The sequence below is a fragment of the Streptomyces griseosporeus genome (genome assembly GCF_014656055.1).
In the GTDB taxonomy this organism is placed as follows: domain Bacteria; phylum Actinomycetota; class Actinomycetes; order Streptomycetales; family Streptomycetaceae; genus Streptomyces; species Streptomyces griseosporeus.
The window spans coordinates 126292-152276 of record NZ_BNBR01000010.1 but is presented as its reverse complement, the minus strand read 5'-3'; the positions used below and the strand labels follow the sequence as shown (position 1 = coordinate 152276).

General features: G+C 72.0%; 22 protein-coding genes. 10 read left to right on the top strand and 12 right to left on the bottom strand.

Translation table 11 applies throughout. The features are described 5' to 3' along the window. Positions 1 to 39: 39 nt before the first annotated feature. The 3 genes from cobT (at position 40) to IE308_RS35840 (ending at position 3632) form a co-directional block, all read left to right on the top strand. Complete coding sequence (gene cobT / locus IE308_RS35850; protein WP_190221084.1) at positions 40 to 1104, top strand: nicotinate-nucleotide--dimethylbenzimidazole phosphoribosyltransferase; 1065 nt, start codon at positions 40 to 42, stop codon at positions 1102 to 1104. 69 nt (positions 1105 to 1173) lie between these two features. Next, complete coding sequence (locus IE308_RS35845) at positions 1174 to 2892, top strand: phosphatidylglycerol lysyltransferase domain-containing protein (protein ID WP_190221083.1); 1719 nt, start codon at positions 1174 to 1176, stop codon at positions 2890 to 2892. Further along, positions 2889 to 3632 (top strand): hypothetical protein, encoded by a 744-nt coding sequence (locus IE308_RS35840; RefSeq protein WP_190221082.1) that lies wholly within the window; start codon positions 2889 to 2891, stop codon positions 3630 to 3632. The genes IE308_RS35845 and IE308_RS35840 overlap by 4 nt, the downstream gene beginning before the upstream one ends. On the opposite strand, the gene IE308_RS35835 is transcribed toward IE308_RS35840, so the two are convergent. Beyond that, on the bottom strand, positions 3530 to 4297 hold the full coding sequence (locus IE308_RS35835; RefSeq protein WP_190221081.1) for a hypothetical protein: 768 nt from the start codon (positions 4295 to 4297) through the stop codon (positions 3530 to 3532). The genes IE308_RS35840 and IE308_RS35835 overlap by 103 nt on opposite strands. Positions 4298 to 4368: 71 nt before the next feature. Between IE308_RS35835 and IE308_RS35830 the strand changes: the two genes are divergently transcribed. Then, positions 4369 to 5163 (top strand): adenosylcobinamide-GDP ribazoletransferase, encoded by a 795-nt coding sequence (locus tag IE308_RS35830; protein WP_110627706.1) that lies wholly within the window; start codon positions 4369 to 4371, stop codon positions 5161 to 5163. Positions 5164 to 5227: 64 nt separating this feature from the next. Beyond that, on the top strand, positions 5228 to 5842 hold the full coding sequence (locus tag IE308_RS35825) for an RDD family protein (RefSeq protein WP_190221080.1): 615 nt from the start codon (positions 5228 to 5230) through the stop codon (positions 5840 to 5842). Here the strand turns inward: IE308_RS35825 and IE308_RS35820 are convergent. From IE308_RS35820 to IE308_RS35800, 5 genes are all read right to left on the bottom strand, one after another. Continuing rightward, positions 5802 to 6650: an endo alpha-1,4 polygalactosaminidase gene (locus IE308_RS35820; RefSeq protein WP_190221079.1), complete on the bottom strand. Its 849-nt coding sequence runs from the start codon at positions 6648 to 6650 to the stop codon at positions 5802 to 5804. The genes IE308_RS35825 and IE308_RS35820 overlap by 41 nt on opposite strands. Next, complete coding sequence (locus tag IE308_RS35815; RefSeq protein WP_190221078.1) at positions 6647 to 7297, bottom strand: spherulation-specific family 4 protein; 651 nt, start codon at positions 7295 to 7297, stop codon at positions 6647 to 6649. Before IE308_RS35815 ends, IE308_RS35820 begins: the two co-directional genes overlap by 4 nt. Beyond that, the gene (locus tag IE308_RS35810) at positions 7294 to 8808 is read right to left on the bottom strand and encodes a hypothetical protein (RefSeq protein ID WP_190221077.1); all 1515 of its coding nucleotides are present in this window, start codon (positions 8806 to 8808) and stop codon (positions 7294 to 7296) included. The genes IE308_RS35815 and IE308_RS35810 overlap by 4 nt, the downstream gene beginning before the upstream one ends. Continuing rightward, entirely contained in the window at positions 8805 to 10328 is a 1524-nt protein-coding gene (gene pelF, locus IE308_RS35805) for a GT4 family glycosyltransferase PelF (RefSeq protein ID WP_110627710.1), read from the bottom strand. Before pelF ends, IE308_RS35810 begins: the two co-directional genes overlap by 4 nt. 93 nt (positions 10329 to 10421) lie before the next feature. After that, positions 10422 to 12464 (bottom strand): hypothetical protein, encoded by a 2043-nt coding sequence (locus IE308_RS35800; RefSeq protein WP_190221076.1) that lies wholly within the window; start codon positions 12462 to 12464, stop codon positions 10422 to 10424. Positions 12465 to 12839: 375 nt separating this feature from the next. On the opposite strand from IE308_RS35800, the gene IE308_RS35795 reads away from it, so the two are divergent. The 3 genes from IE308_RS35795 (at position 12840) to sucB (ending at position 17911) form a co-directional block, all read left to right on the top strand. Beyond that, positions 12840 to 14366 carry a leucyl aminopeptidase gene (locus tag IE308_RS35795; protein ID WP_110627712.1) on the top strand — a complete coding sequence of 509 codons (1527 nt, stop codon included), beginning with the start codon at positions 12840 to 12842 and terminating at the stop codon, positions 14364 to 14366. 284 nt (positions 14367 to 14650) lie between these two features. Next, the gene (gene lpdA, locus IE308_RS35790; RefSeq protein WP_162655493.1) at positions 14651 to 16039 is read left to right on the top strand and encodes a dihydrolipoyl dehydrogenase; all 1389 of its coding nucleotides are present in this window, start codon (positions 14651 to 14653) and stop codon (positions 16037 to 16039) included. 60 nt (positions 16040 to 16099) lie between these two features. After that, positions 16100 to 17911 (top strand): 2-oxoglutarate dehydrogenase, E2 component, dihydrolipoamide succinyltransferase, encoded by a 1812-nt coding sequence (sucB, locus tag IE308_RS35785; protein ID WP_190221075.1) that lies wholly within the window; start codon positions 16100 to 16102, stop codon positions 17909 to 17911. 81 nt (positions 17912 to 17992) lie between these two features. Here sucB and IE308_RS35780 read toward each other — a convergent pair whose 3' ends face one another. The 6 genes from IE308_RS35780 to IE308_RS35755 form a co-directional block, all read right to left on the bottom strand. Next, on the bottom strand, positions 17993 to 18643 hold the full coding sequence (locus IE308_RS35780) for a contact-dependent growth inhibition system immunity protein (RefSeq protein WP_190221074.1): 651 nt from the start codon (positions 18641 to 18643) through the stop codon (positions 17993 to 17995). Between the two features lie 16 nt (positions 18644 to 18659). Beyond that, positions 18660 to 18959 carry an RNase A-like domain-containing protein gene (locus IE308_RS35775; RefSeq protein WP_190221073.1) on the bottom strand — a complete coding sequence of 100 codons (300 nt, stop codon included), beginning with the start codon at positions 18957 to 18959 and terminating at the stop codon, positions 18660 to 18662. A 40-nt stretch (positions 18960 to 18999) separates the two neighbouring features. Beyond that, positions 19000 to 19563, bottom strand: a complete 564-nt coding sequence (locus IE308_RS35770; protein WP_190221072.1) for a hypothetical protein — start codon at positions 19561 to 19563, stop codon at positions 19000 to 19002. A gap of 17 nt (positions 19564 to 19580) precedes the next feature. Then, positions 19581 to 21326 carry an RNase A-like domain-containing protein gene (locus tag IE308_RS35765; protein ID WP_190221071.1) on the bottom strand — a complete coding sequence of 582 codons (1746 nt, stop codon included), beginning with the start codon at positions 21324 to 21326 and terminating at the stop codon, positions 19581 to 19583. Further along, entirely contained in the window at positions 21326 to 21640 is a 315-nt protein-coding gene (locus tag IE308_RS35760) for a WXG100 family type VII secretion target (RefSeq protein ID WP_190221070.1), read from the bottom strand. The genes IE308_RS35765 and IE308_RS35760 overlap by 1 nt, the downstream gene beginning before the upstream one ends. An 81-nt stretch (positions 21641 to 21721) precedes the next feature. Next, on the bottom strand, positions 21722 to 22093 hold the full coding sequence (locus IE308_RS35755) for a WXG100 family type VII secretion target (RefSeq protein ID WP_268256501.1): 372 nt from the start codon (positions 22091 to 22093) through the stop codon (positions 21722 to 21724). Positions 22094 to 22339: 246 nt separating this feature from the next. On the opposite strand from IE308_RS35755, the gene IE308_RS35750 reads away from it, so the two are divergent. Both IE308_RS35750 and aceE read left to right on the top strand, forming a co-directional pair. Then, positions 22340 to 22969: a GntR family transcriptional regulator gene (locus tag IE308_RS35750; RefSeq protein WP_110627715.1), complete on the top strand. Its 630-nt coding sequence runs from the start codon at positions 22340 to 22342 to the stop codon at positions 22967 to 22969. 284 nt (positions 22970 to 23253) lie between these two features. Beyond that, complete coding sequence (gene aceE / locus IE308_RS35745; protein WP_190221069.1) at positions 23254 to 25956, top strand: pyruvate dehydrogenase (acetyl-transferring), homodimeric type; 2703 nt, start codon at positions 23254 to 23256, stop codon at positions 25954 to 25956. Positions 25957 to 25985: the final 29 nt, after the last annotated feature.

The following is a 25985-nucleotide window of genomic DNA, read 5'->3' as shown; positions in this document are numbered from 1 at the left end:
GCGGCGGGGTGTTCGAGCGCTGCCGGTACTGTTCGGCGAATGAGCTCGCTTAATCTCGACGACTTCACGGATCTGATCGAGCGCCCGGACGGCGGGACGCGCCGTGACGCGGAGGCGCGCCGGGAACGTCAGATCGTGCCGCCCGGTTCGCTCGGGCGCCTCGACGACCTGGGTGAGTGGCTGGCCGCGGCGCAGGGGGCCGTACCGGTGCGGCCGGTCGACCGTCCGCGGGTGGTGCTGTTCGCCGGTGACCACGGGGTCGCCGGGCTCGGGGTGTCGGCGCGGCCCGCGGGCAGCGCGGTGGAGCTGGTGCGGGACGTGCTGGAGGGCGCGCGGCCGGTGTCCGTGCTGGCGCGGCGGCTCGGGGTGCCGGTGCGGGTGGTCGACATGGCGCTGGACTGCGACGCGGAGGCGCTGCCCGCCGAGGTGGTGCGGTACCGGGTGCGGCGCGGCAGCGGCCGTATCGACATCGAGGACGCGCTGACCGCCGAGGAGGCGGAGGCGGCGTTCCGGGCCGGGGTCGCCGTGGCCGACGAGGAGGCCGACTCGGGGACGGACCTGGTGGTCCTCGGCGATCTCAGCGTGGGCGGGACCACGGCGGCCGGGGTGCTGGTCGCCGCGCTGTGCGGGACGGACGCGTCCGTGGTCACCGGACGGGGCGGCATCGCCATCGACGACCTGGCGTGGATGCGCAAGTGCGCGGCGATCCGGGACGCGTTGCGGCGGGCCCGGCCGGTGCTCGGCGACCAGTTGCAGCTGCTGGCGACGGTGGGCGGGGCCGACCTCACGGCGATGACGGGCTTTCTGCTCCAGGCGGCCGTACGGAAGATGCCGGTGATCCTGGACGGCGTGGTCGGCGCGGCCTGCGCGCTGGTGGCGCAGCGGATCGCGTTCCGGGCGCCGGACTGGTGGCTGGCCGGGCAGGCCTCCGGGGAGCCGGGGCAGGCCAAGGCGCTGGACCGGATGGCGCTGGAGCCGCTCCTCGACCACGGGGTGACGGTCGGTGAGGGCACCGGGGCGCTGCTGGCGCTGCCGCTGGTGCAGGCCGCGGCGGCGCTGGCGGCGGAGCTGCCCGAGAAGCCCGGCGACGACGAGAAGGAGTAGCGGCGCGGGCCCGGGGGCCATGGGCGAGGTGCACGATTTGCGGCGAGGGCGCCCATATGATCGCGCTTCATGGGAAATGCCCGAGCCGCCTCCTTCGCCGTCTGGTACCTGCGGGTCGTCGCGTTCGTCAACTTCCTGAGTGCGGTGTGGGTCTGGCTGGGCCAGGATGTACGGCAGCACAACCAGGAGAACCTCTTCACGCCGTACCTGCTGACGGCCGGGTTCGCGTCGGGGGTCTTCACCGCGTTCCTGGCCGTCACCATGCGGCGCCGCAAACGGGCCGCGTGGATCCTCAACCTGGTGCTGAGCGGGGCGTTCCTCGCGCTGTTCAGCGTGGCGATGGCCTTCCCGGAGGTCCGGCAGTACGCGCAGAACTGGGTGTCGCTGGGCCTGACCGCCGCGTTCGTGGCCGCGCTGCTGCTCGGACGGCGGGAGTTCTACGCCAAGGGCGACCGGGCCAACCCGAAGCTCGCCGCGGCCGTCGCCGGGGCCGGGCTGCTCGTCTGCTCGCTGCTGGCCGGCCTGCTGGTGACGGCCACCGACCGCGGGCCGGGAGGCGCGGGCTTCCTCGACCGCTGGTGGTACGGCACGCTGCGGCTGGTCTCGGTCGCGCCGGACGAGGCGCGTGTCGCCCGGATCGCCGCGCCGACCTGGGTGGACGTCACCGTCAACGCGCTCAGCACCGCCCTGGTCCTCGCCGTGCTGTACGCCGCGTTCCGCTCCCGGCGGGCCGTCGACCCGCTCACCGCGGAGGACGAGAAGCGGCTGCGGGAGCTGCTGGAGCGGCACGGCGAGCGGGACTCGCTCGGCTACTTCGCGCTGCGCCGGGAGAAGAGCGTGGTGTGGTCGCCGACCGGGAAGGCGGCCGTCGCCTACCGGGTGGTCGGCGGGGTGGCGCTGGCCTCCGGGGATCCGCTGGGCGACCCCGAGGCGTGGCCGGGTGCGATCGAGCCGTGGCTCGCGCAGGCCCGCGCGCACGGCTGGATCCCGGCGGTGATGGGGGCGAGCGAGGAGGCCGGGACCGTGTACGCCCGGCACGGCCTGGACGCCCTCGAACTCGGCGACGAGGCGATCGTGGACGTCGCCGAGTTCACCCTGGAGGGACGCGCCATGCGGACCGTGCGGCAGGCGTACAACCGGGTGCGGCGGGCCGGCTACACGGTGCGGATCCGGCGGCACGAGGAGATCCCGGCCGCGGAGATGGCGGCCCTGGTGCGGCGGGCCGACGCCTGGCGGGACGGGGCGACCGAGCGCGGGTTCAGCATGGCGCTGGGGCGGCTCGGGGATCCGGAGGACGGGCGGTGCGTGATGCTGGAGTGCGCCGACGGCCGGGGTGAGCCGAGGGCGCTGCTGTCGTTCGTGCCGTGGGGGCCGCACGGGCTGTCGCTCGATCTGATGCGGCGCGACCGCGACGGCGAGAACGGCCTGATGGAGTTCATGGTCATCGAGCTGCTGCGGCGCGCCCCCGAGATCGGGATCACGCAGGTCTCGCTCAACTTCGCCATGTTCCGTTCGGTCTTCGAACGTGGCGCCCGGCTCGGCGCCGGGCCGGTGCTCAGGCTGTGGCGGTCGCTGCTCAGCTTCTTCTCCCGCTGGTGGCAGATCGAGTCGCTGTACCGGGCCAACGCCAAGTACCGGCCCATCTGGGAACCGCGGTTCCTGCTCTTCGAGAAGAGCGCGGACCTGCCCCGCATCGGCGTCGCCTCGGCGTGCGCGGAGGGGTTCCTGGAGGTGCCGGGCCTGCTGCCGGGCCGGCTGCACCGCACAGACCTGGAGACACGTCGATGAACCGCCTCGCCCGCTGGGCGCGCGCCGAATGGGGACCGCTGTACGTCGCCGTGCGCGAGCCGCTGCTGCGCAGGCGCTGGCGCTGGCGCTGGCGGGCGATGCCGATGACCCTCGCGGCGGTGTGCCTGACCGGGCTGATACAGCTCGTGCAGAACCAGCCGTGGGGGTACCGGCCGGTGCAGGACCTCGGGGCGGTGCGGGCCGAGGACCCGCTGTGGCTGGCACTGCTGCGCACCCCGCTGTCGCTGTTCGTGCCCGCGCTCGACCTGCCGGTGTGGGGCGCGCTCGCGCAGATCCTCCTCGCCTTCGGCGTCGCGGAGATCTGCCTGGGCTGGTGGCGGACCCTGGCCGTGGCCTACGCCGCCACGCTGGCCGGCACCCTGTACGCGCGGCTCGGCATCTGGCTGGGCCCGGACAGTCCGCTGGGGCTGCCCCCCTCCGACGCGTGGGTGGTGGACACCGGGCCGTCGGCGGCGGTGGTGGGCCTCGCGGTGTTCCTGGGGTGGCGCTACGGCGCGTACGTCACCGCGGGCGTGGTGGTGCTGGCGATGGTGGTCGAGGTGGCGCTGAAGGAGAACCTGGCCGGCAAGGAGCATCTGGCGGCGATCGCGGCCGTGCTGGTGGTGTGCGCGGTGGGTCAGTTCCGCTCGACGGCCCGGCGGGGTTCCTCCGGGTCGGGCCGGCCGCCGAGCCAGTCCTGCAGCGCGCGGCGGGGGCGGGACCAGCGCCGGTCGTGGTGATAGGCGCGCAGGGCGGCCCTGGCGCGGGCGCGGGGGCGGCGCCGGTAGAAGCGCCGGGCCCACAGGGAGCCGGGGCGGGCCAGCCGGATCACGCCCCACAGGGCGACGAGGGGGACGATCACGCTGAAGACGGCCATGCGGGGCTTGCCCTTGGCGAGGATCACCAGCGCGAAGAGGAAGCTGACCGCCACGGACGAGATGACGCTGCCGCGGTCCTGGAGCTCGTCCTGGCTCATGTCGTTGACGCCGAACGGGGCGAAGCCGACCAGCCACAGGCCGACGAGGGCCGCGGTCAGGACGACGGCCTCGACGCTCTTGCGGCCGGCCTCGGTCCAGTAGACGTCGTCGAGGTGCAGGATCAGCGCGAACTCGTCCAGGACGAGACCGGCGCCGACGCCGAAGACGACGGCGGCGAGGCACGAGCCGAAGCCGTGACGTCCCCCGGCGACCGCGCCGAAGCCGCCGACGATGGTGAGGGCGACGCCGGGGACGACGTGATGGATGTGGACCCCGCCGGCCTGGACGTTGCCGAACGGGCCCTTGCCGGCCCGGATGAGCCGGGTGATGGCCCGGGTGATCAGAAAGGTGAGGACGAAGGCGGTGAGGGCGAGCAGCAGCGGGAGCTTGCCCGGCTCGGTGATGTTGCGCTGCCACCAATCTCCCATATGTGAACTTTATCCACGGCCTGTGGCGGCTGCCTCTCCCCACGGTCCCGACCGGCGGGTAACCTGCGCCGGTGTCCACCACCCCCGCGCCCTCCGCCCTGCACGGCGTCCGCTTCGCCTTCGGCACCCTGACCGTGCTGCCGGTCCGCGTCCACCGCTGGGACCGCGCGGCGGCACGCGGCGGCATGCTGTGCGCGCCGCTCGCCGGGGCCGTCGTCGGCGCCCTGTCGGCCGGGCTCGGCCTGCTGCTGCTGTTCCTCGGCGCGGGGCCGCTGCTCGCCGCGGTCGCCGGGACCGCCGTACCGGCCGTGCTGACCCGGGGGCTGCACCTGGACGGGCTGGCGGACACCGCCGACGGACTCGGCAGCAACAAGCCCGCCGAGGACGCCCTCACGATCATGAAGCAGTCCGACATCGGCCCGTTCGGGGTGATCACCCTCGTCCTGGTGCTGGCGGCACAGGTGGCCGCGCTGGCCGAGGCGTACGGCGACTCCTGGGCGCGCGGCGCGCTCGCGGCGGTCGTCGCGGGCACCGCGGCCCGGCTCGCGCTGACGCTGGCCGCCCGTACCGGGGTGCCGGCGGCCCGACCGGAGGGGCTCGGGGCAGCGGTCGCCGGGGTGGTCCCGGTGGGCGCGGCGGCCGGCACCGTGCTCGGCGTGACCGCGCTGGCGGCGCTCTGCGGGGCGGCGCTCGGGGCGTACGACGCCGTCCGCGCCGCCGTCGCCGTCCTGGCCGCCCTGGCCGCCGCCGAACTGCTGCTGCGGCACTGCCTGCGCCGCTTCGGCGGGGTCACCGGCGACGTCTTCGGCGCGCTCGCGGAGACGGCGGCGACGACGGGGCTCCTGATCTTCGCCCTCGGTCGCTAGGCTGCTGGGCCGTACACGGACAACCACGGTTGGTCCGACAGCACATGGAGACCGGGGGACATCCATGCCCAAGCTGCGCCGTGCCACGGCCTGGTTCATCGACTTCGCGCTGATCGTCGCGGCGGCCGCAGCGCTCGCCGTGCTCACCTTCCAGCGGATATCCGCGCTCGTCACCGACGTGCCCGAGCTGGCCACCCGCGGCGGCTGGGACCTGCTGACCTCGCGCGGCGACGTCCTCGACGCCTCCGGGCAGCTGGGACTGGGGCTGTGGGACAAGGTGGTCCTGGACGTGGAGGAGGCGTTCGCGCTGCTGGTGCTGGCCACCTTCCTCTACCAGTGGATCTGCCTCGCTTTGCTCGGCCGGACCGTCGGCAAGGGCCTGCTCGCCCTGAAGGTGACCGGCGCGGCACCCGGCCGGGCCGCGCTGCGCGCCGCCGTCACCACCGCCGCCGACGTCGCCGTGTACGCGGTGGCCTGCGTCCTGCTGATCGAGGGTCAGTTCGCGCTGTCGGTGCTGGTGTGGGCGCTGGCCGTGGTGCTGTTCCTGGTCAACGCGCTGCCCGTGTTCGGGCCCCGGCGCCGCTCGCTCGCCGACCGGATCGCCGGGACGGCGGTGACCGGGCTGGGGCTGGGCGGCCTCAGCACGGCCGGCGCCACGCCCCCAGTTCGTACTTCTTGAGCATCGAGCTGAGCCGCAGCGCGCGGGACTGGCCGCAGAAGCGGCCGGTGGGCAGCTCGTACTCGACGTGGAAGACCGCCTTGCCCGCCCGCACGAACGGCTCCAGGGCCCGGCACTCCCCGTACTGGGCGCACTGCTCGTTGACCGCGAAGTCGAAGTCGCCGACGAGGTCCGGGATCTGGTCGAGGTCGTTCTTCAGGCCGACGGCCAGACCCCGTTCGTGGGCGAGCCGGGCCACGAGCCGGTTGTAGCGCAGCTGGTCGGCGGCGGTGAGCGGGAAGCCGGTGGCGTTGTGGTAGCCGTCCATGTTGTCCGGCTCCACCGCGTCGAAGCCCTTGGTCCGGCACAGGTCGAGCCGGGCCGCGATCAGCGGGGCCAGGACGTCGGTGCGGCGGATGTCCAGCCAGCGCTCGCCGTCCCAGCCGTTGCCCTTGCCGAGGAGCGACCGGGGGAACTCGGCGGCGTCCGGCCGCCAGTCCTCCCAGGCGCCGGTGGACAGGTAGCAGATGACCCGGCGGCCCTGGCGGTGCAGGGCCGCGACGGTGGCCGCGGAGTGGTCGAAGCCGTCGATGTCGTACACCGGCACGTCCACGGAGGTGTCCAGCCGGCCGCTGAGCTGCCACTGCCAGGGGGTACCGGGCCGCGGCTGCCAGCGCCCGCCGGACGGCCCGGTGGGCGCGGTCGGCGCCGGTGTGGTGGGCGCGGTCGGCGCCGGTGTGGTGGGCCCGGTGGGCTTGTCGTCCGGGCCGGCCGTCGAGCAGGCGGCGACCAGCAGGAGCAGGGCGACGAGGAGGAGGGGGCGTCTCACCGGGCGGGCTCCAGGGTGTGCGGCAACGTACCCCAAGGATGATCTCCCGTGCCCGGCACCGCACAGTGGATATCGGCCCCCCGTGCCCGCGCCAGGCCCGCGCAGTCGACCCCGGCCGGCACCCCGTGCACGAGGTGGCAGTGGCGCACGCCGCCCGCCCCCGCGACCCGCTGCGGGCGCAGGGTGCGGTACGTCGCCCAGGTGCCCTCGAAGGTGACGAGGACGTCGGCGACGCGGGCGTACCAGGGGTGGGGCGCGGTGCCGTGGTTGAGGGCGAGGGTGGTGCAGCCGACGCCCCAGGCGGCGACCGCGAGCCGCTGGTAGTGCGCGAACTCCTCCGGCCCCGAGGCCACTTGGTCGAAGAAGAAGCCGTCGGTGCCGTACCAGTCGCGGTGCCGGGCCAGGTCGCGGACGACGTCGGTGTGCGGGCGGCGGCCGTAGCCGGTGTCGGCGTACCCGAGCACCCGCACGCCCGCCTCCTTCAGCCGGGCGGCGACCTCGGCGAAGGCCCCGTCGGGCCGGTCGCCGGGGCCGCTCGCCGGGTTGAGGACCACGCCGTACAGGCGGGGCGCGGCGGCGAGGACCGCCTCCCACTCGGCGGGGCGGACGGACGGGTGCTCGTAGTACGGGACCAGCAGGGTGCTCATCGGTGCGCGGTCGCCCTTCCCAGCAGGGCGCAGACCAGCGCGGCCTGCGCCGCGGCGGCCGTGCCGTACACCGCGGCCGCCACCGTGTGCGGGCCCGCGGCGTGCGTCGCGAGGGCCACGGTCTGGGCGAGGGCGGCCAGGCAGCACACCGCCGCCGCGCTGAGCACGGCGCCGAAGGACTGCAGCAGCAGGCCGGTCCACAGCACCACCCCGAGCAGCAGCAGTCCGGTCAGGCGCAGGGCGCTCATGCCAGGGGTGTGCGGCCACAGCGCGGAGGTGGTCAGGCCGAGGAGGCACAGGACGGTCAGGTAGGCGCCCAGGCACTCGACGACCGTGCGGGCGGTGGTCCGCCAGAAGGCGCGCGGGGTGCTGGTGGAGCGCAGACCGGCGAGGCTGCCGCTGCGGAAGCGGTGCAGCAGCCACTCGGCCGGGCCCATGCTGAGCGTCAGCGCCACCGCGGCCGGGGCGGCGACCGCGCTGTGCTCCTGGCCCGCGAGGACGTCCCCGAGCGCCGCGTACAGCACCAGGACGCCACTGCCCAGCCCGAACAGGGCGTACGGCATCGAGCCGGTGAGCCACAGGGGCGCGGCGCGGTCCTGATCGACGGTGGCGCCGAGGGCGCCGAAGGGCAGCAGCGCGGCCAGGCCCGCGGTCCAGCTGCCCTCCCCCAGGTCCCTGACGGCCGGTGCGACCTCCAGCAGGCCGAGGACGAGCACCGCGGCGAGCGAGCCCAGCAGCAGCACGAGCCGCGCGGCCTGCGGGACGGGCGCCACCAGCGAGACCGTGGCGCCCGCGGCCATCGGCAGCAGCGCCGCGAGCAGGGCCCGTTCGCGGCCCATGACCAGCAGGGCGGTGGCCGCGCCCAGGTAGCAGGACTGCCCGGCGGCGAAGGCGACCGCGGCAGGGCCCACCTGCCCCGCGGCGGCGAACGCGACGAGGGAGCCGAGCAGCGCGCCCACCGGCGCGCCGACGAGCAGGCAGCGCCGGGCGGCGGAGCGGTCGCCCAGGCCGAGCCAGGTGTACGCGCGGTGGGCGAGGCCCTGGTTCCAGGTCCAGCCGGTCAGCGCGCCCGCCAGCAGCGGGATCGTGCCGGCCGGCAGGCCGAGGTCCTTCGGGCCGGCCAGCAGCGGGGCGCCCAGCACGTAGGCGAAGCCGGGCAGGGCGAAGACGACGCCGCGCAGCAGACAGCCGAGCAGGCCCGCCTGCCAGGGGTCGTGGAGCGGGCCGTCCGGCTCCGGGTAGCGGCGCTCCACCCGCTCGTACAGCGTCTCGGCGAGCGCGAAGGAGTTCCGCACGCCGTACCGCTCGCGTATCTGGTCGTCGGAGAGCCCGTCGGACTCCAGCAGCGCGGCGATCTCGTCCGGGTGGACGGCCGCCGCTATGAACTCCTCCAGCCGGTGGGCGAGTTCGTCGACGGGGTCGGGCTCGGCCCACTGCGGGGTGCGCTGGCGGGGGATGGCGGGCAGGGTGTCGGGGCGGGCGCCGGGAGGCAGCCAGACGCTGCCGCTCACCAGCCGGTCCCGTCCGTCGCGACGGCCGCGTACCACGGGTCGCGCAGCTCCAGCGTCCAGTCGGCGACCGTCTCGATCGTCGGCTCGTACACCTCGGGCTGGCCGGCCAGTTCCTGGTAGATGGTGCGGAAGTTGTCCACCGAGCGGCGCAGGGTGAACCGGTCGATGACCCGCTGCCGGGCGAGCGCGCCGAGGTCCAGGCGGCGGCGGTCGTCGCGGAGCAGGGTGAGCGCGGCGGCGGCCATCTTCTCCGGTTCGCGCGGCGGGACGACCAGACCGGTGTCGCCGACGGCCTCGCGCACCCCGCCGACGTCCGTCGAGACGGTCGTACGGCCGCAGGACATGGCCTCGATGATGGAGAACGGGAAGCCCTCGGAGATGGACGAGAGCATCACGATGTGGCCGGCGGCGTAGGCCCGCCAGACCTCGGTGATGCGGCCCTCGAAGGTGAGGCCGTCGGTGACGCCGAGTTCGGCGGCGAGCTTCTCCAGGCGGGTGCGGTAGGCCTCGCCGCCCGGTGGCACGGGTCCGAACAGGCGCAGCCGGGTCTCCGGCAGTTCGGCGCGGACCATCGCGTAGGCGTGGAGCAGCGTCTCCAGGTCCTTGATCGGGTCGACGCGGCCGCACCAGGTGAGCGTGGGGACGTCCGGCTCGGGGCCGGCGTGCGGGAAGGCGGCGGGATCGACGCCGTTGTAGACGGTGCGGATCTTGTTCCCGTCGGCGCCGCCGCGCTCCTCCCAGCGGCGGTTGTACTGGTTGCAGGGGGTGATCAGGTCGGCGGCGCGGTAGCCGAGGGAGTTCAGTTCGCGGTAGAAGCCGAGCATGAACGCCTTCACCGGCCAGCGCTGGGCGTCGCGCCGGTAGCCGAGGTAGCGCTCGCGCAGGTAGATGCCGTGCTCGGTGAGGAGGAAGGGCACGCCGTCGAGCTTGCGGGCGGCGAGCGCGGGCAGGGTGGCCAGGCCGCTGCTGACGGCGTGCGCCACGGACTCCTCGGGGATGCGCACGCCGAGCGGGCGCAGGGCGTGTTCCAGCAGGTCGGTGGCGGTCAGCGCGTCGTGCACGGTGGGCCGGGCCGCGGCCGTCGGCAGGTGCGGCATGGTCCATATCCACATCAGGGAGCGCAGCGCGGTCTCGGTGCGCAGGGCCGGGGTGAGGTTCCCGGCGCGGGCGAGTTCGGCCAGCTCGTACAGGGCCTCGCCGAAGTCGCAGCGTGCCTCGGGGTCGAGGAAGGACAGCAGCAGCCGCTCGTAGGCGTCGGTGAAGCGCCGGCGGGCACGGCCGTACGGGGGCCGGCGGCGGCCGGGGCGCGGGCCCCAGGTGGGCACGGAGTGGTGGCGGACGACGTTGGGCGGCAGCTCCCAGGTGACCGGTTCGCGGCCGGTGCCGGTGAGCGAGACGAGATGGAAGTCGACCTCGGGCATGCCCTTGACGAGCTGGTCGCACCAGGTGCTGACCCCGCCGTGGACGTGTGGATAGGTGCCTTCGGTGAGCATGGTGACCTGACGGCCCGAGCGCATCATGCGCGGTTCCCCCCTGTGGAACATGTACGGCTCGAAAGCGCACCCCGGCGGGTCGTGAGCCGGGGTGCGCGTGGTGCGCTGGTGCGGTGCGCCTTACGCCGAGGGCAGCCTCAGTGTGAGCGCGGACTGCAGGGCGGCCGGCTTGTCCCAGCCCGAGCGCTTGCCCGCGTACGCGGTGCCGAAGGTGGCCGTGCCGATCAGGAGCTGCTTCTTCGTGCCTTCCGGTGCGGTGAACGGGATCTGCATCCCGGACGGGGCGGTGATCGTCACCGTGCTGCCGACGCGGTACGCCGTGACCTTGTTGTTCGCGATCGCGGCCTGCCAGTCGGCGCGGCGCTTCAGCTCCGTGCCGATGGCGCTCTGCCGCAGGTTCTCCAGCGGGGTGTTGTCGGCGAACAGGGCGCGGTAGTCCGTGAGCACCTTCTCCAGGACCGGGTAGAGGATCCGGTCCTCGGCGAGGTTGGACTGGTGGGCGTAGTGCGGCCGGGGGTCGTTCGAGATGGCGTGGCCGAGGTCGGTGCGGGCCTCCTGGGGCACGATGTACGTCTCGTAGCCGGTGGCGGCGTCGAGCGGGGCGTCGAGGCAGGTGGAGGAGGCGTTGTTCTCGCAGACGCCGCTGCCGCCGTCGGCCCGCGCGGTGTAGATCCAGTTGTACTCGTCGGCCATCTCTGCCTCGGTGCCGACGTTGTAGTACACGTTCATCGGGTAGCGCGGCACGGTCAGCGTGCTGCTGCCGACGGCGCGCTGCTCGGGCTCGCGGGAGTTGTCCGAGCCGGTCCACTTGATGCCGTTGTCGGCGAGGGCGCCGGCCAGGTTGGGGTTGTCCTGCGGCTGCTGCGGCAGCGACTTCAGGCCGGAGTGCTCGCCGGTGACCAGCTCGGAGCGGTCGAGCGGGAGGCCGTGCTGGACGCCCCAGCTGTGGTTGTTCCCGATCTCCCCGGAGATGGCGGAGCGGCTCATCCACTGCGTGGCGCCGTCGGCGTTCTTCGCGCAGCTCCACGGCACGGTGGTGGTGTCCTGGACGCAGCCCAGGTACTGGTGGGTGTAGGTGTGGTTGATCCACCGGTACTGCGCCTTGTCGGCGAGGAGGCGGTCGGCGAGCGCGTCGGTGCCGCCGTGCTCGCTCTTCCACTCCTCCCCCGAGCCGGCGTTGTAGACCATGTCGAGCGTGAAGCCGTGGTCCTTCTGCCACTGGGCGGCGTAGGCCGCGTCGTCGGCGCTCATGCGGATCGGCGTGGTCCCCTCGCCGTCACCGCCCGCGCAGTCGAAGTCGCCGGGGGTGCAGTTGCGTGCGGTGTCCCAGCGGCTGTCGGGGGCGAAGACGTCGTCGACATGGACGGCAAAGTAGTTGCGGGCCTGCCCGAGGTGTACGCCGCCGGTCAGCCATTCCACGACGCCGCGGGCGAGGACGCGGAACTGCTCCTGGTACTGGTTGTAGGCGAAGGTCACCACCAGCTCCCGCCGCCCGTCGTGGGCGTACTCGCCGAGCAGGCTGCCGGTGCCCGAGCCGCCCGGCACCGGGATGTCGACGTAGCTGGTGAAGCCGGTGCGGGGGCGGGCCACGTAGCCGTAACTCTCCTGCACCGTCGGCGAGTTGTCCTCGAAGGCGAAGGCGCCGTCGAGATAGCCGAAAGTCGCCGCCTTGCCGGCCGCGGTCACGGTCGCCTGCCGGCCGTCGAGGCTGCCGGCCCAGCCGCCTTCACTGGTGTAGTCCAGGCCCACCTCGGGGTGCGCCCAGGTGTAGGCGTCGACCTGCGGGACGCCGTACGTCCGCTCGTACGCCTCCAGCGCGGTCTGCTCGGCGGAACCCGCGCCGAACGGGGTCTCGTTGGGCAGCACCACGCCCTGGTACTTCGCCCTCGGTGTGCCGTTCACCGTGTCGGCGAGGAACGCCGCGTCGACGACCGGGCGGCCCGGGTCGTTCAGGTTGACGGTGGTGTACGGGATTCCCGTGTTCTTCAGCTGGGCGGCGATGGCCTGCACGGAGCTGTCCCCGTTGTCCACCACCAGCACCTTCAGGTCGATCCGCGGTTCCGTCGCGGCCGACGCTGCGGGCACCGCGAGACACAGTGCCGTCAGTCCCCCCGCCGCCAGCAGGGCAGCGGCCGTCCTCGTTCTGCGCGCACTTCGCGCCATGGTTCGGTTCCTTCCCCCCAAGAGGACCCCCCGCCCGATGATCGACACGTAATGGCCGAATCGCGGAGGATCCGTGGAAATCATGCAAAGCGGTGAGCCCCCGGCTCACCGGAACCCGATGAGTGTGACTCAGGTCATGGAGTGCGAGGATCGGGAAATGGCCACGACGCCACCCACAGGTGAACGCTCGCAGGAATGAGCGAACGCTCAACCGCGCGTAGTCTCGTGCCGGGTGTCCCGTCCCAGTTCGCCGCGCTGGTGCCGGACCCCGGTCGGACCGCTCCTGCAGGCCGGATCTAGTGTCGGCCGTCGGGTCCGGCCGACCCACACCGATCGGCCGCAGAAACTTCACATCGGAAGCGAGAATTCACCACCGTGACTGCTCTCACTCTCAGCACCGCCGCGGCGCCCGGTCTCCGGGCCGACGCGATCGTGATCGGCGTCGCCAAGGGCGCCAAGGGACCGGTCGTCGCGCCCGGCGCCGAGGCTGTCGACAAGGCCTACGACGGCCGGCTCGCCGGAATCCTGGAGACCCTCGGGGCCTCCGGTGCCGAGGGCGAGGTGACGAAGCTGCCGGCCCCGTCCGGCTTCAAGGCTCCCCTCGTGGTGGCGGTGGGCCTGGGCGCCGAGCCCGAGAAGGACGCCGGCTACGACGGCGAGGCGCTGCGCAGGGCCGCCGGCGTCGCCGCCCGCACCCTCGCCGGCTCGAAGAAGGCCGCGTTCGCGCTGCCGCTGACCGACCCGGCCGACGCCGGTGCGATCGGCGAGGGCGTGCTGCTCGGCGCGTACTCCTTCGACGCCTACAAGGACACCGCCAAGGACGCCAAGGCCAAGAACGGCAAGGCCCCGCTCGGCGAGGCCGCGCTGCTCGGCGGCAAGCCGCGCGACGCCGCGTACAAGGCGGCGCTCGCCCGCGCCACCGCGGTCTCCGAGGAGCTGAACCGGGCCCGCGACCTGATCAACACCCCGCCCAACGACCTCAACCCCGAGGCCTTCGCCGCGATCGCCCAGGCCGCGGCCAAGGAACACGGCATCAAGATCCAGGTGCTGGACGAGAAGGCCCTGGTCAAGGGCGGCTACGGCGGCATCCTCGGCGTCGGCGGCGGTTCCGCGTCGACGCCCCGGCTGGTGAAGCTGTCGTACACCCACTCCAAGGCGAAGAAGCACCTCGCCTTCGTCGGCAAGGGCATCACCTACGACTCGGGCGGCATCTCGCTGAAGCCGGCCGGCCACAACGAGACCATGAAGTGCGACATGAGCGGTGCCGCCGCCGTGTTCGCCGCGGTCGTCGCCGCCTCCCGCCTGGGCCTGGAGGTCAACGTCACCGGCTGGCTGGCGCTGGCCGAGAACATGCCGTCGGGCTCCGCCGTCCGTCCGGGTGACGTGCTGCGCATGTACAGCGGCAAGACGGTGGAGGTGCTCAACACCGACGCCGAGGGCCGGCTGGTCCTGGGCGACGCGCTGTGGGCCGCCTCGCTGGAGAAGCCCGACGCGATCGTGGACGTGGCGACCCTGACCGGCGCGATGATGCTGGCGCTGGGCAGCCGCACCTTCGGGATCATGGCCAACGACGACGCGTTCCGCTCCGCGGTGCACGAGGCCGCCGAGGAGGTGGGCGAGCCGGCGTGGCCGATGCCGCTGCCGGAGCACCTGCGCAAGGGCATGGACTCGCAGGTCGCCGACATCGCGAACATGGGCGAGCGGATGGGCGGCGGCCTGGTCGCCGGCCTGTTCCTGCGCGAGTTCGTGGGCGAGGGCATCACCTGGGCGCACCTCGACATCGCCGGTCCCGCCTTCAACGAGGGCGGCCCGTTCGGGTACACGCCGAAGGGCGGCACGGGTACGGCCGTGCGGACGCTGGTGCGGCTGGCGGAGCTGACGGCCGCGGGTGACCTGGGCTGACGTTCGGCCACTGACGGGGTCCGACCCGTCGTACGGCGGCTGCGCCGCGTGGGGGCTGGTCTCGCCCCACGCGGCGCAGCCGCATATCGATGCGGTCCCGCGCCCCTGGGGCGTTGCAGTGGGGTGTCTCACACCCCGGCCCGGCGTCTCGTTCGCCACTGACTAGTGCGAAGATGGGGCTCGGCAGGACAGGGCCCCACCGAAGGGCCGAAGAACGAGCGGCCGGACACCAGCCGCCTGCCGGTCACTGGAGACCGGTGGCGCACATGCATGGAGGACGTGACGTGGCGAACGACGCCAGCACCGTTTTCGACCTAGTGATCCTCGGCGGTGGTAGCGGTGGTTACGCCGCGGCCCTGCGCGGGGCGCAGCTGGGCCTGGACGTCGCCCTGATCGAGAAGGACAAGGTCGGCGGCACCTGCCTGCACCGGGGTTGCATCCCCACCAAGGCCCTGCTGCACGCGGGCGAGATCGCCGACCAGGCCCGTGAGGCCGCTCAGTTCGGCGTCAAGACCTCCTTCGAGGGCATCGACATCGCGGGTGTGCACAAGTACAAGGACGAGGTGATCTCCGGCCTGTACAAGGGCCTGCAGGGCCTCGTCGCCTCCCGCAAGGTGACCTACATCGAGGGTGAGGGCCGCCTGTCGTCGGCCACCTCCGTGGACGTGAACGGCCAGCGGATCCAGGGCCGCCACATCCTGCTGGCGACCGGCTCCGTGCCGAAGTCGCTGCCGGGTCTGGAGATCGACGGCAACCGCATCATCTCCTCCGACCACGCCCTCGTCCTGGACCGCGTGCCGAAGTCCGCGATCATCCTGGGCGGCGGTGTCATCGGCGTCGAGTTCGCCTCGGCGTGGAAGTCCTTCGGTGCCGACATCACGATCATCGAGGGCATGAAGCACCTCGTCCCCGTCGAGGACGAGAACAGCTCCAAGCTCCTGGAGCGCGCGTTCCGCAAGCGCGGCATCAAGTTCAACCTGGGCACCTTCTTCCAGAAGGCCGAGTACACCCAGGACGGCGTCAAGGTCACCCTCGCCGACGGCAAGGAGTTCGAGGCCGAGGTGCTGCTGGTGGCCGTGGGCCGCGGCCCGGTCTCGCAGGGCCTGGGCTACGAGGAGGCCGGGGTCGCCATGGACCGCGGCTACGTCCTCGTCGACGAGTACATGCGCACCAACATCCCGACCATCTCGGCGGTCGGTGACCTGGTTCCGACGCTCCAGCTCGCGCACGTCGGCTTCGCGGAGGGCATCCTGGTTGCGGAGCGGCTGGCCGGTCTGAAGGTCGTCCCGATCGACTACGACGGTGTCCCGCGGGTGACGTACTGCCACCCCGAGGTCGCCTCCGTGGGCATCACCGAGGCCAAGGCCAAGGAGATCTACGGCGCGGACAAGGTCGTCGCTCTGAAGTACAGCCTGGCGGGCAACGGCAAGAGCAAGATCCTGAAGACCGCGGGCGAGATCAAGCTCGTCCAGGTCAAGGACGGTGCCGTGGTCGGCGTCCACATGGTCGGCGACCGCATGGGCGAGCAGGTCGGCGAGGCCCAGCTGATCTACAACTGGGAGGCGCTGCCGGCCGAGGTCGCCCAGCTCATCCACGCCCACCCGACGCAGAACGAGGCGCTCGGCGAGGCCCACCTGGCCCTGGCCGGCAAGCCGCTGCACGCGCACGACTGATCCCTCGGTCGACGAAGCGACGACACAGACTTCCGCAACTCGTAAGGAGCAACCGAAACCATGGCGGTTTCCGTAACCCTTCCGGCGCTCGGCGAGAGCGTCACCGAGGGCACCGTCACCCGCTGGCTGAAGGCCGAGGGTGAGCGCGTCGAGGCCGACGAGCCGCTGCTCGAGGTCTCGACCGACAAGGTCGACACCGAGATCCCGGCCCCGGCCTCCGGCGTCCTCGCCTCCATCAAGGTCGCCGAGGACGAGACCGTCGAGGTGGGCGCCGAGCTGGCGATCATCGACGACGGCTCCGGCGCCCCCGCCGCTGCCCCGGCCCCGGCCGCCGAGCCCGCCCCGGCCAGCGAGCCGGCCCCCGAGCCCGCCGCTGCCGCCCCCTCCACCGAGCAGGCCGCCCCGGCTCCGGCCCCGACCGCCGAGGCCGCCTCCGGCGCCTCCTCCGCACAGGGCACCGACGTGGTCCTGCCGGCGCTCGGCGAGTCCGTCACCGAGGGCACCGTCACCCGCTGGCTGAAGTCGGTCGGCGACAGCGTCGAGGCCGACGAGCCGCTGCTCGAGGTCTCCACGGACAAGGTCGACACCGAGATCCCGGCGCCCGCCTCCGGCGTGCTCCTGGAGATCGTGGTCGGTGAGGACGAGACCGCCGAGGTCGGCGCCAAGCTCGCCGTCATCGGCGCCCCGGGTGCCGCTCCGGCGTCCGCCCCGGCCCCGGCTGCCCCGGCGCCCGCCGCCGAGGCCCCGGCCGCCCCCGCGGCCCCGGCTCCCGCCCCGGCCCAGCCGGCCGCCCCGGCCCCGGCCCCCGCCGCTCCGGCCGCGCCCGCCGCTGCCGCCCCGGCTCCGGCCCAGCCCGCGGCCCCGGCCCAGCCGGCCGCTCCGGCTCCGGCCCCGGTCACCCCGGCCCCGGCCGCGGCTCCGGCCGCCGCCCAGGCGACCGACGAGGGCGCCTACGTCACCCCGCTGGTGCGCAAGCTCGCCGCCGAGAACGGCGTCGACCTGGGCACCGTCAAGGGCACCGGCGTCGGCGGCCGTATCCGCAAGCAGGACGTCATCGCCGCCGCCGAGGCCGCGAAGGCCGCCACCGCCGCCCCGGCCCCGGCCGCGGCCGCGCCGGCCGCCAAGAAGGCGCCGACCCTGGAGGCCTCCCCCCTCCGCGGCCAGACCGTCAAGATGCCGCGCATCCGCAAGGTCATCGGCGACAACATGGTCAAGGCCCTGCACGAGCAGGCCCAGCTGTCGTCGGTCGTCGAGGTCGACGTCACCAAGCTGATGCGGCTGCGTGCCGCGGCGAAGGACTCCTTCGCGGCGCGCGAGGGCGTCAAGCTCTCCCCGATGCCGTTCTTCGTCAAGGCCGCCGCCCAGGCGCTGAAGGCCCACCCGGTCATCAACGCCAAGATCAACGAGGCCGAGGGCACGATCACCTACTTCGACACCGAGAACATCGGTATCGCGGTGGACTCCGAGAAGGGCCTGATGACCCCGGTCATCAAGCACGCCGGCGACCTCAACATCGCGGGCATCGCCAAGGCCACGGCGGAGCTGGCCGGCAAGGTCCGCGCCAACAAGATCACGCCCGACGAGCTGTCCGGCGCGACCTTCACCATCTCCAACACCGGTTCGCGCGGTGCGCTCTTCGACACGATCATCGTGCCGCCGGGCCAGGTCGCGATCCTCGGCATCGGCGCCACGGTCAAGCGCCCGGCCGTCATCGAGACGGAGGAGGGTACGGTCATCGGCGTCCGCGACATGACCTACCTGACCCTGTCCTACGACCACCGCCTGGTCGACGGCGCCGACGCGGCCCGCTACCTGACGGCGGTCAAGGCGATCCTGGAGGCGGGCGAGTTCGAGGTCGAGCTCGGCCTGTAATCGCCGCTCAGCGCAGTACGACGGAGCCCCCGTCCGGAGTTCGTTTCCGGGTGGGGGCTCCGCTCGTGTACAGAGGGCCGCTTAGGCGAGGCGGGCCGCCACCAGCGCGAGCCAGCCGCTCACGGTGAGCCGGTCCGGGGCCTCGACCTCCAGGCCCAGCTCGGCGGCTCCGACGGCGTACTCGCTCTCGTCGAGGCCGAGCGCCAGCAGCTCCCGGATCTCCCCTGTGAGACGCGCGACAAGCTGGGGGTCCGTGGTGGCGACGTAGTCCGCCACGGCGGCTTCGTGCCCGTCGAACTCGTCGGGCATGTCCTGCGAGAACCAGCCACCGAGAAACTGCCCGAGCTCGGGGAACCGGGCATGCCACTCCCAGTGCGTCTGCGGAGGTGCCGGGGACGGCACGCGTCCCTCCTCGACGCTGCGTCGGATGTGGTCGGCGACCAGCGTCAGCCAGTCCAGGATCTCCGCGTCGGCCGGCCCGACGTCCGGCAGGTCATAGAACTCACCGAGCCGGACCCTCAGCCGCCCCGGCGGGGTACGGGCGTACTCCCGCAGTTGGCTCTCGGCGGCGGCGAGCGCCCAGGGCCGGGTGTGCCACGTGTGCCGGAGGTAGGCGGTCAGGGCCACGCCCGGGCTGTCCGGGGTGTCGTCGGCGGGCAGGCCTACGTAAGCGCGCAGCACCTGGTCCATTTCGCCGTGTCTGCGGTCGTGCTCGATAGGGGTCAGCGCCACGGGGGAACCACTGCCTTCACAGGTAGACGGGGAAGCTGGCGTGCACGGCAAATCCATGCGCGGCGGAGGGCTCGCGGCGGAGCACGACCCGGGCGGCCCGCACGTCTACGGCTTCCCGCCCGGCCAGCATCATGGCCTGCAGCAGCACCCGTCCGACGGGCTCGTCCCGGGACGGCCAGGCCGCCTCGATCGTCAGCCGCTGCCGGGTGGACTGGGCCAGCCAGCGGTGAATGACCTGCTCGTTGCGGTTGACCACGTGCTGGGTCGCCCACTGGGCGGTCGCCCGGTCGGGGTAGGTGGCGGTGCGGGTGCGCAAGGTGTTTCTCCATGGTGGCGGCACGGACGATCGAATCACATCAACGGAATGACCAGACCATTCCGACTTCCGTCTCCGACACGAGCACCAGGCCGAAGTCGAAGGTGCGGACGGAAAAGGGGTTCCAACCAGAAACCCGCTCGTAGTAGTCGAGGGTACTGCTGTCACGCCCCGTGTTCGCATAGAACCGTGAGCCCTCGGGGAAGCGCAACAGGATGATGCTGGCTTTCTCTTCAAGACCCGCCCTGCGCTCCTGGAAATCCGGCTCCTTGGTGACATCGATCCAGGGCGTCGAAAGCGCCACGAGGAACCGCAAGGCCTGCGAACGCGGAATTTCATGCAAATAGGATTTCCACGATTCCGCCGTCGCGAAGACCTCCGGAGGTACAGCGAAGGGGTAGGAGGGATCGTCGAACCTCTCAAGCTCGCCGTCCCAGATGTCAACGGTGCGCCAGCCGCGGGTGTCGCGGGTGTCACCGCGCATCAGGGCGGGCAGGTCGAGCAGCCAGTTCTCATGAGTACGGCTCGTCACCTTGGCAATCGTCGCGCGACGCTCGTACATGCCGATCGCCTCGGACCATGACCGCTCGTCAAGGTCGGCCATCACTGTCTCCTCACTCATCATTGCGGCATGGACGTCAGGACGACGAACGGCGGGTCCAGGCTGGGTTCATACTTGAGCACCGTAGAGACCCCGTAGGCGTCCTTGGCAGGCGTCGGGTGGCCGCCCACCACTTGCGCTGTACGCCCGGTCGCGACCGGAAACGCCTGATTGCCGGCGCCGACCGCTCCGACCGTGAATTCCTTTTGCCGCGGATCCGGAGGGTTGCCTTTCAGCCAGGTTTCGATTGCGGCAGTATTGCTCCGGATATTGTACTGTGTGTAATTCTGTGCCGATTCCAGATCGGTAAACGTGGAAGCGGCGGGGATATTGATATGGCCGGACCCCGACGACTCGTCCCGCAACCGCTGTGTCAGCTGCAGATCCGTAAGCCCCACATGTTTGTCGATGCTGTGCCCGCCGTGCAGCTCTTCCTCGGTCGCGAGGTCGAGGGAGTATCTGTAGGGGATGGTGCTCTCCGGCCGCTGCCAGCTGTGCTCCTTCTTGAAGTCGTTGAGGGAGCGCGCCCCGTACGCCTCGGCGCGGGCCTCCTCCGCCACGAACGTGGGCACGCTGAGCAGCGCCTCGTCCAGTTCGGGTTCCAGCGCCTTCAGCGCTGCGGCGGCGTCACTGAAAGCCTGGTGATACTTCTCGACCGCTGCGTCGGCAGCCGCCTTGTCCATGTGCGAGCGGAAGGTCAGCACGATCTCCCCGAACGCGAGCGTCGCCGCCAGCCTCGTCATCTCGAACGGGTCGAGGTCCGTGGTCAGATCCCGGACCGTGGCCTTCGCGGCATCCTTGCCGAGCCGGGTCGTGGTCTCTCGGGTCGTGACCGCCACCCCGGCCAGTTCGTCGAGCTGCTTCTGCACGGCTTCCGCGGTCTCGCGGAGGACGTCGATGATGGGCCGCCGCTTTGCGGGCACCACCTTCCGGTCCGTCTTCCAGGTACGGCCGATGGAGACCCGGTTCATCTGCTTGTCGTACGTACGGCCCCATTCGGTGGTGCCCCAGATGGTCTGGCAGAAGGCCTTCATGGCACCCTGCCACTCGTCGTTTCCCTTGTTGTTGCTGATGAACTTGACGGCACCGTTGAAGTCGTCGGACGCCGCCTTGGCTGCCTTGGCTGCCGCGCCCCAGGCGGTGGCCATGGCCTGGAACTCCTCGTCCCGGCATCCTGGCGTGATCTCGTGCATCTTGCCGAGCCTGAGGCCGTGCTCGATGGCCGGCCGGATGACGTCGGCGAGGAAGTCGGGTATCTCACCGGCGATGCCGGCGAACTCGGAGGAGTCCGCGTCCTCGCCCGTGCCGGACCACTTGATGTCGTTGACCGGGCCATAGCGGGGCGGGTTCTCGATGACGGCGGGCGGCGCCTTGTCGACGGGCGGCGGGCCGTACATTCGGCGCGCCTGCCAGTCGGCCTGGACGTACTTGTTCGCCGTGTGCGTCAGACCGACGGCGACACCGCCGACGCTGACCACGCTCTTCGCCCAGAGCTCCAGGAACTTCTCGGTCACCGACTTGTACGCCGCCGCGAAGGCATCCGCGCCCCAGCCGGCCCCCGCGGACTGGCTGTACCCATTCAGCACCTCGACCAGCGCCGTGGCGCCCTTGTCGTAGTCGAACTGCCCGTCACGGACGACGAGCGAGGTGTAGTAGAGGTGAGGCGGCTGGACGTCGAATCCGCCGCCGCTCGTCTTGGGCGAGCGGGGCCGGGCCTCGGCCCGCTCCTTCTGGCGCTGCTCGTCGGTGGGTCGCCGCTCGGCCATCAGGCGCCGCCCCATCCCCGCATTACCGCTCGGTGCGCGGCCGCGTACCCAAGGTGGGCACTGGTGACGACCTCGTGCAGCCACTTCTGGGCGGCCTGCAGATCCCTGGCCGAGGCGTCCCAGGCGTCGAGTTCGCCAAGGAACACGTCGCGGGCCTCTCCCCGCCATGACGCCACGACCGGCGCCAGGCGCGTGTAGAGGTCTTCGAGTTGACCGTCGAGCTGTCTGAGGATGTCGTCGAGCTCGGCCGTGAGATGTTCCAGCGTTCCGAAAGAGACCGCTATGTAGTCGTACTCGGCGCTGTCGCCCTGCATCCTTCATTCCCCGTTCCGGACGGCGGCGCCACCGCACCCCGCCCCTTCCTCTGTCGCGTCGTTCGCCGCTGCGCCCGCTGCCTACATGCCGTCGAGGCTGCTGCGCGGACGCGTCGGCTCGGCCTCGGCCGGAGTGGACAGCCTGTCCGCCTCCGCGTCGACATCGACCCTGACGGCACGCACGCGGGCGAGTATGTCGAGCTCGGTCTCGGTGAACCCGTCCCGGCTCAGTCGCACGGCCTCCTCCAGCCTCCGCATGACCTCGCGGATCCGGACCGCGTCCTTCGCCACCGAGCGGTGGAGCTTGCGGTACTCGGCGGCGGCAGGGCCCTGCCAGCCCTGCTCGATCTCGTCGACGATGCGGTCCATGCGCCGGACCTGCCGGATCAGATGCTCCTGCATGGTGTCGAGATCATCCGCCAGGCGGGTCAGATCGTCCCTTTTGGCTGCCAAGTCCTTCTGAGCCACTGCATCCCCGTTCCGTTCGCCTGCCAGGCAACCTAATCGAAGTGCCGTTCGACAGGTGCGTAATTCGCCAGGCGCCGCATCGGTCGCCCGACGGCGGGCGCCGCGGGGGCTGCCCTTGCGGCGGGCCTGTGTAAGTCTCGTCTCACCTGCATGAAAGGGCCCCCGCGCGCCCCTCCCCCGGAGCGCATCGGCCGTATTGTCTAAACGTCAGCCGCGCCCTAAGGAGCCCTCATGACCGCGCCCGTCATCCACTCGCTGCGCGAGCAGATCCGCGAGCACATCCTGGAAGGGATCATCAGCGGGCGCTGGCAGCCGGGTGAGCGGATCGTGGAGCGCCGGATCGCCACCGAGCTGGAGGTCAGCCAGACGCCGGTGCGGGAGGCGCTGCGGGAGCTGGAGTCGCTGCGGCTGATCGAGTCGGCGCCGAACAAGGGCGTGCGGGTGCGCAACCTGACCGCGGCGGACCTGGAGGAGAGCTACCCCGTCCGGGCCGGTCTGGAGGCCATCGCGGCCGAGCTGGCGGCCGAGCGGCTGGCGGTGGACTGCTCGGCGCTGGAGCCGCACGTGGCGGCCCTGTACGAGGCCGACCGCAACGCCGACGGCACCGCGCAGGTGCGGCACACCGTGGCCTTCCACCGGGAGCTGGTGCGCGCCGCGGGCAACTCGGTGCTGCTGCACACCTGGGAGGGCCTCGGCATCGAGGTGTTCACGGCCCTGTCCATCCGCTGGCTGGGCACCGTGCAGCAGTCGTACGCGGAGGAGCACCAGGAGCTGGTGGAGGCGTTCCGGCGCCGGGACCCCCGGATCGCGGAGCTGGTGAAGGGTCACGTCCTCGGCTGCGCCCCGCGCCACGAGGGCTGAGCGTACCGCCTGCGCGTGGTGAGCGGGCGTTCGCTCATACGTGGCCTCACCTGCGAAAACCATTCGAAAACACGGCACCGGGTGTCTCCTGGCGAGGCACCCGGTGCCTATTTTCTGGTGATCAAGAGGTTTTCGCCCTCAACCCTTTGATCGATCATCGATCAGGGAGTTACAGTCGCCGACGGACTTCTACCGAAGCCCGACGCCCTGTCCTGCCAAAGACCTAGGGCACCCCCGAACCCTTGCCTGTGAGGGAACCCCCTTCGACTGAGGAAGGCGGCGACATGACCGACCCCAACGCCATCCAGCCGAGCGAGCTCGACCAGCTCCCGGACCGCGACCCCGAGGAGACCGCCGAATGGCAGGCCTCCCTGGACGCCGTTGCCAAGGCGGCCGGGCCGCACCGTGCCGCGTACCTGATGCGCCGCACGCTGGAGCGCGCCGAGGGCGCCGGCATCGCGCTGCCGAAGCTCCTGGAGACGGACTACGTCAACACCATCCCGACCGCCGCCGAGCCCGAGCTGCCCGGCGACCCGGAGATGGAGGCCCGCATCACCGCGTGGAACCGCTGGAACGCGGCCGCGATGGTGACCCGCGGCGCCAAGCACGGCGTCGGCGGCCACATCGCCACCTTCGCCTCCGCGGCCTGGCTGTACGAGACCGGCTTCAACCACTTCTTCAAGGGCAAGGAGGGGGACGGCTCCGGTGACCAGCTGTACATCCAGGGCCACGCCTCCCCCGGTATCTACGCCCGCGCGTTCCTCGACGGCCGCCTGACCGAGCAGCACCTGGACAACTTCCGTCAGGAGGCCGGCGGCAACGGCCTGCCGTCCTACCCGCACCCGCGGCGCCTGCCCTGGCTGTGGGAGTTCCCGACGGTGTCCATGGGCCTCGGCCCGCTGTCGGCGATCTACCAGGCGCGCTTCAACCGCTACCTCACCAACCGCGGCATCAAGGACGTCTCCGCCTCGCACGTGTGGGCGTTCCTCGGCGACGGCGAGATGGACGAGCCGGAGTCGACCGCGGCCCTCGCGCTCGCCGCCCGCGAGCAGCTGGACAACCTGACCTTCGTCATCAACTGCAACCTGCAGCGCCTCGACGGCCCGGTCCGCGCCAACTTCAAGATCGTGCAGGAGCTGGAGGCCCAGTTCCGCGGCGCCGGCTGGAACGTCGTCAAGACGCTGTGGGGTTCGGCCTGGGACGAGCTGTTCCAGCTCGACACCACCGGCGCGCTGGTACGCCGGCTGCGCGAGGTACCGGACGCGCAGGTCCAGACGTACCAGACCCGCGACGCCGCCTACATCCGCGAGGACTTCTTCGGCAAGGACCCGGCGCTCGCCGAGATGGCGAAGCTGCTGAGCGACGACAAGATCCTGGAGATCTTCCACGTCTCGCGCGGCGGCCACGAGCCCCGCAAGGTCTACGCCGCGTACAAGGCCGCCGTCGAGCACAAGGGCGCGCCGACCGTGATCCTGGCCCAGACGGTCAAGGGCCACACCCTCGGTGAGGGCTTCGCCTCCAAGAACGCCAACCACCAGATGAAGAAGCTCTCGGTGGACGAGTTCAAGGCGATGCGCGACCTGCTCGGCCTGCCGATCAAGGACAGCGACTTCGTCGACGGCGTGGTCCCCTACGGCCACCCGGGCGCCGACTCCCCCGAGGTCCGCTACCTCCAGGAGCGCCGCGCCGCCCTCGGCGGTCCCGCCCCGGCCCGCCGTACGCACCCGCTGCCGGCGCTGCCCGCCCCGGCGGAGAAGGCGTTCGCCTCCTTCGACAAGGGCTCCGGCTCCCAGAACGTGGCCACCACCATGGCCTTCGTCCGTCTGATCAAGGACCTGGTCCGCGACAAGGAGACCGGCAAGCGCTGGGTGCCGATCGTCCCCGACGAGGCGCGCACCTTCGGCATGGAGTCGCTGTTCCCGTCGCTCGGCATCTACTCGCCCAAGGGCCAGACGTACGAGCCGGTCGACCGCGACCAGCTGATGTACTACAAGGAGGCCAAGAACGGCCAGATCCTCAACGAGGGGATCACCGAGGCCGGTTCGATGGCCGACTTCATCGCCGCTTCGACGTCGTACGCGACGCACGGCGAGGCGATGATCCCGTTCTACATCTTCTACTCGATGTTCGGCTGGCAGCGCACGGCCGACCAGATGTGGCAGCTCGGCGACCAGCTCGGCCGCGGCTTCCTCGTCGGCGCCACGGCCGGCCGGACGACCCTGACCGGCGAGGGCCTGCAGCACGCCGACGGCCACTCCCCCGTCATCGCCGCGACCAACCCGGCCGCGCTGACGTACGACCCCGCCTTCGCGTACGAGATCGCGGTGATCGTCCGTGAGGGTCTGCGCCGGATGTACGGCGAGGCGAAGCCGGGCGAGGACCAGGACGTCTTCTACTACCTGACGGTCTACAACGAGCCGCTGCCGCAGCCCGCCAAGCCGCAGGGCCTCGGCATCGACGAGGGCATCATCAAGGGTCTGTACCGCTTCAACACGGCGGAGTCCGCGGGCGTCACCGTCCCGGCCAACGCCCCGCGCATCCAGCTGCTCGGCTCCGGTACGGCGATCCACTGGGCCCTGGAAGCCCAGAAGCTGCTCGCCGAGGAGTGGGGCGTGGCCGCCGACGTCTGGTCGGCCACCTCCTGGACGGAGCTGCGCCGCGACGCGCTGGAGGCCGACGAGGCCCTCCTGCGCGGCGAGGAGCGCGTGCCGTACGTCCGCCAGGCGCTGCAGGGCGCCGAGGGCCCGGTGCTGGCGGTCTCCGACTACATGCGCCAGGTCCCGGACCAGATCGCGCAGTGGGTCGAGCAGGACTGGTCCTCGCTGGGCGCCGACGGCTTCGGCCTGTCGGACACCCGTGAGGCCGCCCGCCGCCACTTCGGCGTCGACGCCCCGTCGATCGTCGTCGCGGCGCTGGCCCAGCTCGCCCGGCGCGGCGAGGTGAAGGCCACCGCGGTCAAGGAGGCCCGGGAGAAGTACGGCCTGTAGTCCGGCTGTTTCTCGTGGAGGGAGGCCCT